At 67.5% G+C, this 10,739-nt stretch carries 9 protein-coding genes; 2 read left to right on the plus strand and 7 right to left on the minus strand.

The features are described 5' to 3' along the window. Positions 1-324 precede the first annotated feature (324 nt). Positions 325-2,181 carry a dihydroxy-acid dehydratase gene (ilvD, locus tag DU475_RS13130; protein ID WP_164632383.1) on the plus strand — a complete coding sequence of 619 codons (1,857 nt, stop codon included), beginning with the start codon at positions 325-327 and terminating at the stop codon, positions 2,179-2,181. 126 nt (positions 2,182-2,307) lie between these two features. On the opposite strand, the gene DU475_RS13135 is transcribed toward ilvD, so the two are convergent. Then, positions 2,308-3,114, minus strand: coding sequence for a gamma-glutamyl-gamma-aminobutyrate hydrolase family protein (locus tag DU475_RS13135; protein WP_164632384.1), 807 nt, complete (start codon positions 3,112-3,114; stop codon positions 2,308-2,310). Positions 3,115-3,453: 339 nt separating this feature from the next. Here DU475_RS13135 and DU475_RS13140 point away from each other — a divergent pair, with 339 nt between their 5' ends. Next, positions 3,454-5,175 carry a chloride channel protein gene (locus DU475_RS13140; protein WP_349644186.1) on the plus strand — a complete coding sequence of 574 codons (1,722 nt, stop codon included), beginning with the start codon at positions 3,454-3,456 and terminating at the stop codon, positions 5,173-5,175. A gap of 14 nt (positions 5,176-5,189) precedes the next feature. On the opposite strand, the gene atzF is transcribed toward DU475_RS13140, so the two are convergent. The 6 genes from atzF to DU475_RS13170 all read right to left on the minus strand — a co-directional run. Then, positions 5,190-6,995, minus strand: a complete 1,806-nt coding sequence (gene atzF / locus DU475_RS13145) for an allophanate hydrolase (RefSeq protein WP_164632386.1) — start codon at positions 6,993-6,995, stop codon at positions 5,190-5,192. Next, on the minus strand, positions 6,992-7,735 hold the full coding sequence (locus DU475_RS13150; RefSeq protein WP_164632387.1) for a GntR family transcriptional regulator: 744 nt from the start codon (positions 7,733-7,735) through the stop codon (positions 6,992-6,994). The genes atzF and DU475_RS13150 overlap by 4 nt, the downstream gene beginning before the upstream one ends. Next, positions 7,732-8,127 carry an oxalurate catabolism protein HpxZ gene (gene hpxZ / locus DU475_RS13155; protein WP_164632388.1) on the minus strand — a complete coding sequence of 132 codons (396 nt, stop codon included), beginning with the start codon at positions 8,125-8,127 and terminating at the stop codon, positions 7,732-7,734. Before hpxZ ends, DU475_RS13150 begins: the two co-directional genes overlap by 4 nt. 2 nt (positions 8,128-8,129) lie before the next feature. After that, positions 8,130-9,506, minus strand: a complete 1,377-nt coding sequence (locus DU475_RS13160) for an AtzE family amidohydrolase (protein ID WP_164632391.1) — start codon at positions 9,504-9,506, stop codon at positions 8,130-8,132. A 28-nt stretch (positions 9,507-9,534) separates the two neighbouring features. Continuing rightward, on the minus strand, positions 9,535-9,714 hold the full coding sequence (locus tag DU475_RS13165; RefSeq protein WP_164632389.1) for a DUF4089 domain-containing protein: 180 nt from the start codon (positions 9,712-9,714) through the stop codon (positions 9,535-9,537). A gap of 146 nt (positions 9,715-9,860) precedes the next feature. Beyond that, on the minus strand, positions 9,861-10,739 hold an 879-nt coding region (locus DU475_RS13170; RefSeq protein ID WP_164632390.1), incomplete at its 5' end, for an ABC transporter ATP-binding protein.

Below are 10,739 nucleotides of genomic sequence, written 5' to 3' on the forward strand. Positions count from 1 at the left end.
GGCTGGGCCTTTGTTATGGTATTGGAGGGAAGACAAGAAATGTTATAACATTACGAGAAAGTCAGGCAAGGTGGCGCGCTTCTGCTCCCGCAAGACGTTGTTCAATTGATCGTGCGTTGGAAGCCGAGGGCCTGTCCCGGACGGCCAATCGCGAGCGTCCGCGCGCAGGTCGTGCCCCCCCTGCGCGCCGGCGGCCATTGAGGGAGAGGCTGTTCTGAAGTAAGGCTTGTCGAGGTCGCAATGCTTCGGCGCGCCTTTCACTGAAGCCTGTTTTCGGCCGCCGGCGCGCCTTTCCGGCGACGGACAATTTCACGGAACAGTTCAATGCCTGCTTATCGATCGAGAACGACGACCCACGGCCGCAATATGGCCGGCGCGCGCGGCCTGTGGCGCGCCACCGGCATGAAGGACAGCGATTTCGGCAAGCCGATCATCGCGGTGGTCAACTCGTTCACCCAGTTCGTGCCGGGCCACGTCCATCTGAAGGATCTCGGCCAGCTCGTCGCGCGCGAGATCGAAGCGGCCGGCGGCGTCGCCAAGGAGTTCAACACCATCGCGGTCGACGACGGCATCGCGATGGGCCACGACGGCATGCTGTATTCGCTTCCCTCGCGCGAACTGATCGCCGACAGCGTCGAGTACATGGTCAATGCGCATTGCGCCGACGCGATGGTGTGCATCTCCAACTGCGACAAGATCACGCCAGGCATGCTGATGGCCGCGATGCGGCTCAACATTCCGGCGGTGTTCGTCTCCGGCGGTCCGATGGAAGCCGGCAAGGTGGTGCTGAAGGGCAAGACCCACGCGGTCGACCTGATCGACGCCATGGTCGCCGCCGCCGACAGCGCGATGAGCGACGAAGACGTGCAGACGATGGAGCGCTCGGCGTGCCCGACCTGTGGCTCGTGCTCCGGCATGTTCACGGCGAACTCGATGAACTGCCTGACCGAGGCGCTCGGGCTGTCGCTGCCGGGCAACGGCTCGGTGCTCGCCACCCACGCCGATCGCAAGCGGCTGTTCGTCGAGGCCGGCCACACCATCGTCGATCTGGCACGGCGTTACTACGAGAACGACGACGCCTCGGTACTGCCGCGCAACATTGCCAGCTTCAAGGCGTTCGAGAACGCGATGACGCTGGATATCGCGATGGGCGGTTCGACCAATACCGTGCTGCATCTGCTCGCCGCGGCCCGCGAAGCCGAACTCGACTTTTCGATGAAGGACATCGACCGGCTGTCGCGCCGGGTGCCGTGCCTGAGCAAGATCGCGCCGTCGGTGTCCGACGTTCACATGGAAGACGTGCACCGCGCCGGCGGCATCATGGCGATCCTCGGCGAACTCGACCGCGCCGGGCTGCTGGATACCTCGTGCACCACGGTGCATTCCGAAACGCTCGGCGCCGCGCTGGCGCGCTGGGACATCCGCCAGAGCAACAGCGAGAGCGTCCGCACCTTCTTCCGCGCGGCGCCCGGCGGCGTGCCGTCGCAGACCGCGTTCAGCCAGGACCGCCGCTACGACGAGCTCGATCTTGACCGTGAGAAGGGCGTGATCCGCGACGCCGCGCATGCCTTCAGCAAGGATGGCGGTCTCGCCGTGCTGTACGGCAACATCGCGCTCGACGGCTCGATCGTGAAGACCGCGGGCGTCGACGCGTCGGTGCTGGTGTTCTCGGGGCCCGCCAAGGTGTTCGAGAGCCAGGACGACGCGGTGTCGGCGATCCTGACCAACAAGATCGTCGCCGGCGACGTCGTGGTGATCCGCTACGAAGGTCCGCGCGGTGGTCCGGGCATGCAGGAGATGCTGTATCCGACCAGCTACCTGAAGTCGAAGGGCCTCGGCAAAGCCTGCGCGCTGATCACCGACGGTCGCTTCTCGGGCGGCACCTCGGGCCTGTCGATCGGCCACGTCTCGCCGGAAGCGGCGGAAGGCGGCCTGATCGGCCTGGTGCGCGACGGCGACCGGATCTCGATCGACATTCCGAACCGCACCATCAGCCTCGACGTCTCCGAAGCCGAACTCGCCAAGCGCGGCGAGGAGGAGCGGGCGCGCGGCGAAGCCGCCTGGACGCCGAAGGACCGCAAGCGCAACGTCTCTGCGGCGCTGCAGGCCTACGCGATGCTGACCACCAGCGCCGCCAACGGCGCGGTGCGCGACGTCAAGCGCCGGTTCGGTAAGAACTAAAGCTCTAACGCCTCTCATCGTCATGCCCGGCCTTGTTTGCCGGGCATGACGGGCTCGCGAGAAAGACGTGGATGGCCGGGACAAGCCCGGCCATGACGTCGCTTAGGAACCAGCTAACAGTTTGTTTCAGCCCGACCGTCGGAGCGCGGCGAACGGCTGTTGCCGCGTGCCACGATACGCGGCGACGGCTTCGCCGAAGGCGAGAAACAGCGCGCGGTTGATCGGATTGACCTGCGGGTCGTACTCGGCGTGCCATTGCACGCCGAGCGCGAAGCCCGGGGCGTCCGCAATGCGGATCGCCTCGATGGTGCCGTCTTCGGCGATGCCTTCGATCACGATACGCGGGCCGGGCTCGAGGATGCCCTGCCCGTGCAGCGAATTCACCCGGATCAGATCGCGGCCGAGCAGCCGGGCGAACACGCCGCCGGGCGTGAGCTGCACGTCGTGACGGTCGGCGAACACCACGGTCGGATCGGGATGGACCTCACCGTTCTCCAGTCGCGGCATGCGGTGGTTCATCCGCCCCGGCAATTCGCGGATCTCCGGATGCAGCGAGCCGCCATAGGCGACGTTCATCTCCTGAAAGCCGCGGCAGATCCCGAACAGCGGCACGCCGCGCTCGACGCAGGTGCGCACTAGTGCCAGCGCCAGGTCGTCGCGCGGCTGGTCGTACGGTTCGTGACGGGGATCGGGCTCAGTTTTGAAATGCGTCGGATGCACGTTGGCGCGGCCGCCGGTCAGCAGGATGCCATCGGCCACCGCGAGCAGATCCTCGACGTCGGTGAACTCGGCCGAGCCGCCGAACATCAGCGGCAGCGCGCCTGCGACCTCGGCGACCGCACGTAGATTGCGTTCCCCGACATGCTGGACCGCAAACCGATTATCGACGAGATGGGCGTTGCCGATCACGCCGATCACCGCTCTGCCAGTCATCCTGTTCCTCCCTGACAACCCTCGGACCATACAGACAAAACGACGAAAATCGAGCCCGACGATGCCGCCTTATTTGGTTGCCAGCTCTGCACTGGTGGTCCGTCTGATCAGCCGGTAGAAGCTGGCGCCAATCAGGCGAGTTCGTGCGGCGTCCGAGCCGGCACGGGCTTGTATCTTCCCGAGGATCGCCCGCAGCCATGTGCCTCGCCCGATGTCGATGAATGTCCATTCCGGCGGGGCCGCCCGATGAGCGTCGTCTCACGCCCGGATACGCCCGCTGTTTCAGGCCCCGCCTCCGCGGCGTCGGCGGCGTCCACTCCGTGGCGACTGCCTGCCGTGGTGCGCAACTTCGTTCGCAACCGGGAAATCGGGCTGGTGATCGTCGCGGTGGTGATCGGGCTGCTGTCCGGCCTGTTGGTGGCGATCATCTGGCACCTGAGCGAGTTCGCCCATGCGGTGCTGTTCGGCATCCCGTTCGGCACCCGGCTCAGCGCCAATGGGGTGATTTCTTGGCAGCGGATCCTGCTGGTGCCGCTGTGCGGCGCCATCGTTCTGGCGATCATCGGGGCGTTCTATGCCGGCCGGTTCAGGGGGCGGCTCGCCGACGCGATCGAAGCTAACGCGCTGTACGGCGGACGGGTGTCGATGCGCGGCAGTCTGCTGATTTCGCTGCAGACGTTGATTTCGAACGGCTGCGGCGCATCTGTGGGCCTCGAAGCCGGCTACACCCAGATCTGCGCGGCATTCAGCTCACAAATCGGCCAGCGCCTCGCCGCCCGGCGCGCCGACATGCGGCTGCTGGTTGCCTGCGGCGCTGCCGGCGCGATCAGCGCGGCGTTCACCGCGCCGCTCGCCGGGGCGTTTTTCGCTTTCGAAGTCGTACTCGGCGCCTACACCTCGGCGAGTCTGGTGCCGGTGATCGCCAGCGCGGTGTCGTCCTGGCTGGTAATTCGGCATCTCGTGCATCCGTCGTTTCTGCAGATCCCCGGCGTGCCGACGCCGGCTTCGGTGGAGATGATCGGCCAGACCATGCTGCTCGGCGTGCTGTGCGCGTTCTTCAGCATCCTGGTGATGCTGGCGGTGGCGTTCTCGGAGCGGACGTTTCAGCGCATCACCGTATGGCGCGGCACGCCGCGGCTGCTGATCGGCGCGCTGTTCCTCAGTGGCCTGGCATTGCTCAGTCCGACCGTGCTCGGCTCGGGCCACGGCGCGATGCAGCTTCTGCTGATGAGCAATCCGACCTGGCTGATGCTTCTGACGACGCTGATCCTGAAGACGCTGGCGTCGGCGATTTCGCTCGGCGCCGGCTTCCGCGGCGGCCTGTTCTTCGCCTCGCTGATGCTCGGATCGCTGATCGGGCAGCTCTACAGCACGGTGCTGATGCCGTATGTCCCGGACATCGCGCTACAGCCCGGCACCGCCGCGGTGGCGGGGATGGTGGCGCTGGGGACCGGGGTGATCGGCGCGCCGTTCAGCATGATCTGTCTGGCGCTCGAACTGACCGGCGATTTCTGGGTGACGATCGGGGCCGTGGTCGCCGCATCCACGAGCGCCCTGATCGTGCGCGAACTGTTTGGCTACAGCTTCGCGACCTGGCGCTTCCATCTTCGCGGCGAGACCATCCGCGGACCCCAGGACATCGGCTGGGTCAAGCAGATCAGCGCCGCGACCCTGATGCGAACCGATTTTCCGACCGCGCCGGCGGACCTGCCGATCGCCGAGGCGCAGAAGCTGTTTCCGCCCGGTCGGGTCAAACACATCGTGTTGCGGCATGCCGACGGCAGCTATGCCGGCCTTGCCAACTCGGCCGAACTGCACGGTGTCGCCGAGGCCGGCGATGCGTCGCTGGAGACCCTGGCGCAGCAGGTCGATCAGTTCCTGCTGCCGCAGGTCTCCGTGCGCGACATTCTGGCGGCGTTCGACCGCAGTGAGGCCGACGTCCTGGTGGTGATCGACAACGCCGGGGACCGCCGGGCGATCGGGACGGTCAGCGAGGCGCATGTGTTGCGGACCTATTCCACCGAGCTCGAGCGCCGCAATCAGGAAGTCTTCTTCCGTTGATTGCGACGCCGGTTTCAGCCGGTCGCCGCAAGCTCCGCCATGTAGGCTCGCCAGCCGCCGAAATGCGAGATATCGCGGGCGCCCGCGAGCGCTTCAGGTTCGGCGAGGAAGCCTTTTACCTTGGCGCCGTCGGCGAGCGTCAGCGTGCCGATCGACAGCGGCGAGGGGATCGCCGCGACGAACGTGCCGAATGCCGCAGGCGACAGCGCCCATACCTCCAGCGCGATTGCTGCGCCGGCTCCGGGCGCCACGCGAAGCAGGCCCGGCTTCGGCGGCGTGGTGCCCTTCAGCGCATACAGCTTGTAGTCCGGAACGGTGGCGGTGACGGACAGCAGCCGGCCGCCGCGAGTGGTGAGCTCGTGATTCAGCGGCATCCCGGAGAGATGCGCGCCGACCACCGCGATCGCGATCTCGTCGCTGGCATCGCCGGCCGTGATCGCCGCAAGCGGTGGCTGCGCTCGGTCGCCGGCGCCCATCGGCAGCGCGGTGTCGGCATGGAAGACGCGGCCGAGGCTGGCGAGTTCGGCGTCGCGGCCAGCGGGCGCCAGCAGAGTGATGCCGAACGGAATGCCGTCGTTGCGGATCGACGCCGGCACCGCGAGGCCGCAGAGGTCGAGCAGATTGACGAAATTGGTGTAGGTGCCAAGGCGGCTGTTGAGCGTGATCGGGTCGGCCTGCACCTCTTCGACCGTGTAGGCGGTCGGTGCGGTGGGGAGCACCAGCGCGTCGATCCCCGTAAAGCTGCGCTCCGCGTGCTTGCGCAGCGCCTGCAATCGATACAACGCCGCGAAGGTGTCGGCGGCGGACAGCTTGGCACCGGCGAGCGTGATCTGCCGCGTCACCGGGTGCACCGCGTCCGGCTGGGTCTCGAGCAGCTCCCGGATCGTCAGGTAGCGTTCGGCGACCCACGGGCCCTCGTAGAGCAGCCGCGCCGTCTCGTAGAGCGGTTCGACGTCGATCTCGACCAGCTCCGCGCCAAGCCGCCGCCAGTGATCGAGCGCGTCCTCGTAGCCGCGCGCCGAAAGATCATCACCGAAGAACTGCAATTGGCCTTTTTGCGGCACGCCGAGCCGCACCCGGCTCGGCATCGCGCTGACTGCCGCCACCGGCCGATCGCGCGAGAACGGATCTTCGGCGTCCGGCGCCGCCATCACCCGCAGCGCCGTCAATGCATCGTCGGTGGTCAGTGCGAACACCGAGACGCAGTCGAGCGTGCGGCAGGCCGGCACGACGCCCGCGGTCGAGATCATTCCGAGGCTCGGCTTCAGCCCGACGATGTTGTTGAGCATCGCGGGCACCCGGCCGGAGCCGGCCGTATCGGTGCCGAGCGACAGCGGCACCAGACCGGCGCCGACCGCGACCGCCGAGCCGGAGCTCGATCCGCCGGGCACGAGGTCGCTGCGGATTGCGTTGCGGGGGACGCCGTAAGGCGAGCGCACGCCGACGAGACCGGTGGCGAACTGATCGAGATTGGTCTTGCCGATCACGATCGCGCCGGCGGCCCGCAGCTTGGCGACCGCTGTGGCGTCGCACGCCGGCTGATACGAAAACGCCGGACAGGCCGCGGTGGTCGGCAGGCCGGCGACGTCGATATTGTCCTTCACCGCGACCGGCACGCCGTAGAGCGGCAGCGACGGATCCCGCGCCGCCAGCGCGACCGCTTCGGCGACCGCATCGGCCTCGTCGCGCAAGGTGATGAACAGCGCCGGGTCCGCATAGGCGCGGATGCGTTGATAGCAGCGCGCGATCGTCTGCGCCGGCGTGCTGGTGCCGGCGCGATGCGCGGCTACGATTTCACTGATGGTTTCGAACTTGTTCATAAGGACACCGCGTAGATTTCGTATTCGTCGCGCACCAGATCGATGTGGTGGCGCATTGCACTTGCGGCGCCGTCTCGGTCGCCGCGCAGGATCGCGATCACGACTTGGTCGTGTTCGGCATGTGACTTCGCCAGCCGTCCGAGATTGCGGAACTGCGCTCGTCTGAACGGCTGCACCCGCACCCGCGTCGCCAGCGTGATCTCGGCGATGTAGTCATTATGCGCGCCCGCATAGATCGCGTTGTGAAAGTGCTCGTTGACGTCGTGGAAGCGCTCCGGATTGCCCTGCGAGCTGAGCATCCGCAGCTCTTCGTGAATCGTTTCCAGCGTCCGGCGCTCCAGCGGCGTCATCCGCTCGGCCGCAAAGCTCGCGCACATTGCTTCGAGTTCGGACATCGCTTCGAACATGCCGGTCAGCCGTTCGAACGATGGCTGCGCCACTACCGCGCCGTGATGCGGGCGCGACTCGACGAGTCCGTTGGCGACGAGCTGCCGCAGCGCCTCGCGCACCGGCGTCCGCGACACCTTGAAGCGCTGCGCGATCTCGGTTTCGTCGAGGGCCGCGCCCGGGCGCAGCGTGCCGCGCACGATCTCGTCGGCGAGCTGACGCCGCAGTTCCTCGGCACGGGTGATCTTCACCGGCGGCGGGGGGCGGGCGATCCGCGCGTCCGGAGCGACTACGCGCGCCGGTTCGGGAAGCGACTTCGTTTTGCGCGGAGTCGATGCCTCGTGGACGCTCATGGCGATTCCCGCGGTTCGTCGATCATGCTGACATGCGCCGCGACGATGCGCCAGCCTTCGGGAAACCGTACCCAGGTCTGCATCTGCCGGCCGACCTTGCCGGGCGCGTTGTCGCGGTAGAACAAGGTCGACGCGACCGCGGTGTCGCGGCCGTAAGACGTGATCACCGTGCGTGCGGTGGAGCGCATCAGTCCGACTGGCGAGCGCGCGGCGCGAAACGCCTGGATCTCGGCGTAGCCGTAGAGATTCTCGCCGCCGCCGTAGCGCAGCGTCCGTGGGTCGTTGTGGAACAGCTCGTTGAGCGTGGCGACGTCGTTGCCGACGAGCGCAGTCTCGTACCTGGCGAAGGCTGCGCTGACCTCGGCGACGACGTCCGGCAGATCGATATCCATGGTCAGAAATCCTTTGGTCGCGGCGCGCGGGCGACGCCGGCGCGCTCCAGCGCTGCGGCGACGCGCAGCGCGATGTCCTCGCGCCACGGCGCGGCGATGATCTGCACCCCGATCGGCAGTGGCTCGAGCGGTATTGGGGCGGCTACCACCGGCAGGCCGATGAACGAGATCGGCTGAGTGTGGATGCCGACGTTGGCACGCACCGGCAGTTCGACGCCGCCCAGCGTGAAGGTAACCTGCCCGAGCTTGGGCGCAACGCAGGGCGTGGCCGGCGCGATGATGACGTCGACCTGCTCGAACAATTCGAGCACGCGGGCGCGGTACCAGCGGCGGAACTTCTGCGCGCGGTCGACCAGCGGCGCCGGCACCATCGCGCCGGCGAGCAGCCGGTCGCGCACCGCGGGATCGAAGTCATTCGGCTGCTGCCGCAGCCGGTCGAGATGCAGTGACGCGCCTTCGGTCGTGCTGATCACGTAAGCCGCGGCGCGGGCGCGGGCGGCCTCCGGCAGCTCGACCGAGCGGGTGACGCCGAGCGCCTTCACCACGCGGCCCACGGCTTCCTCGGCTTCCGGGAACAGGTTGGTCCCGAAGTAACCGCCGGCTTTCGCGATCCGCAGGCCGTCGAGGCCTTGCGTAAGCAGGCCGGAGACCGGCTCCGGCGCCCGCGCCGTGCAGGCGTCGTCGCCATCGTCCGGTCCCTGCATCGCGTCGTAGGCCAGCGCCAGATCGCCGACGCTGCGCGCCAGCGGGCCGAGATGATCGAAGCTCGCCACGAACGGGAACGTGCCGGTGCGCGGCAGCCGTCCGTAGGTCGGCTTCAGGCCGAAGATGCCGCACAGCGACGACGGTACCCGGATCGAGCCGTTGGTGTCGGAGCCGAGCGCCAGCGGCACCTCGCCGCCCGCGACGGCGGCGCCCGATCCGCCGGAGGATCCGCCGGTCATCCGGCTCGGGTCGTGCGGATTGCGCGACGGGCCGTCGTGGATGTTTTCGCCGGTGAAGTCGTAGGCGTATTCGCCCATGTTGAGCGCGCCGATCAGCACGGCGCCGGCCGCTTCCAGCCGCTTGATCAGCGGTGCGTCACTGGCGGCCGGGCTGCGGTCGCGGTTGATCTTGGAGCCGGCCCGGGTGGCGAGCCCGGCGACGTCGAACAAGTTCTTCACCGCGAACGGCACGCCGGCCAGCGGGCCGACGCTGTCGCCGCGCGCGAGCGCCGCGTCGATTTCTCCGGCGCGCGCACGAGCCCGCTCGGCGACGATGTCGGTGAACGCATTGAGCGTTGCGTCGGCCTTGGCGATGCGTGCGAGCGCAGCCTCGGTGGCGGCGATGGCCGTCGTCGTCCCGTCCTTGACGGCGGCGGCGATCTCGGCGGCGGTCATCCAGTCGGTGGACATGGCGGTATTGACCTCAGGCACGGAACACGCTCGCAGGCTCGGTCTCGTCGGGAAGCGGAAATTCATCGACCATCCGCCCCAGCTTCAGCGAGACTTCGAGATTGGCCCGCACCGCCGGCTTCGATGCCGGATCGATCGGCAGACCGAGTGCAGCGGCAACGGCGTCGATGTAGGAGTCGAGAGAGTCGGTCAAAGCAGGTCCCTTTCAATTAACCGGCTGGTCATTCCGGGGCGCGCGCAGCGCGAACCCGGAATCCTGAGATGATAACAGCGAGATTCCGGGTTCGCTCGCTGGCGCGAGCCCCCCGGAATGACCATGGAGATTTGTGTGTCGTGTCATCACGTCACCGGCAGCGGCGGATGCGGGATCGCGGTGAGGAGTTCGCGGGTGTAGTCGTGCTTCGGGCTGCCCAACACCTGCTCCGATGTTCCCTGCTCGACGATCCGCCCCGAGCGCATCACGATGACGTGGTCGCACAGCAGTCGCACGACGTTGAGGTCGTGCGACACGAAAAGGTAGCTCATCCCCATCGACTGCTTGAGATCCTGCAGCAGGTTCAGCACCACGGCCTGCACCGAAACGTCGAGCGCCGCAGTCGGCTCGTCCAGGATGATCAGTTTCGGCTTCAGCGCGATCGCGCGGGCGATGCCGACACGGGCCTTCTGACCGCCGGAGAGCTGATGCGGAAAGCGGTCGAGCAGATCGAGCGGCAGGCCGACCTGCGTGGCCAGCTCTTCGCAGCGTGCCCGCACCGCAGCGCCGCCCTTGATATCGCCGAGCTGCAGGATCGGATCGGCAATCGCGCGCGCCGCGGTGAAGCGCGGGTTGAGGCTGTCGGTCGGATCCTGAAACACCATCTGGATCGACTTGCGCAGCGGCAGCCGCGCGAAGCGTTGCGGCAGGATGGTGCCGATCTCCTCGCCATCGAATACGATCCGGCCCGAGGTCTGGTCGAGCAGCCGCATCAGCATCATCGAGGTGGTCGACTTGCCGCAGCCGGACTCGCCGACCAGCCCGACGCTTTCGCCGTGGCCGATCTGAAAGCTGATACCGTCGACCGCGCGAAACACCTCCGGCTCCGGCGCCGGTCCGCGCGCGAATAGCCGGCTCAACGTCGCGGTCGCACCCTGACGCGGATATTCCTTCACCAGTTTTTCGACGACGAGGAGGGGGGAGGTCTGCTCCCTCTCCCCGCTTGCGGGGAGAGGGAGCAGACC

The organism is Rhodopseudomonas sp. WA056 (assembly GCF_010906995.1).
Classification (GTDB): Bacteria; Pseudomonadota; Alphaproteobacteria; order Rhizobiales; family Xanthobacteraceae; genus Rhodopseudomonas; species Rhodopseudomonas palustris_G.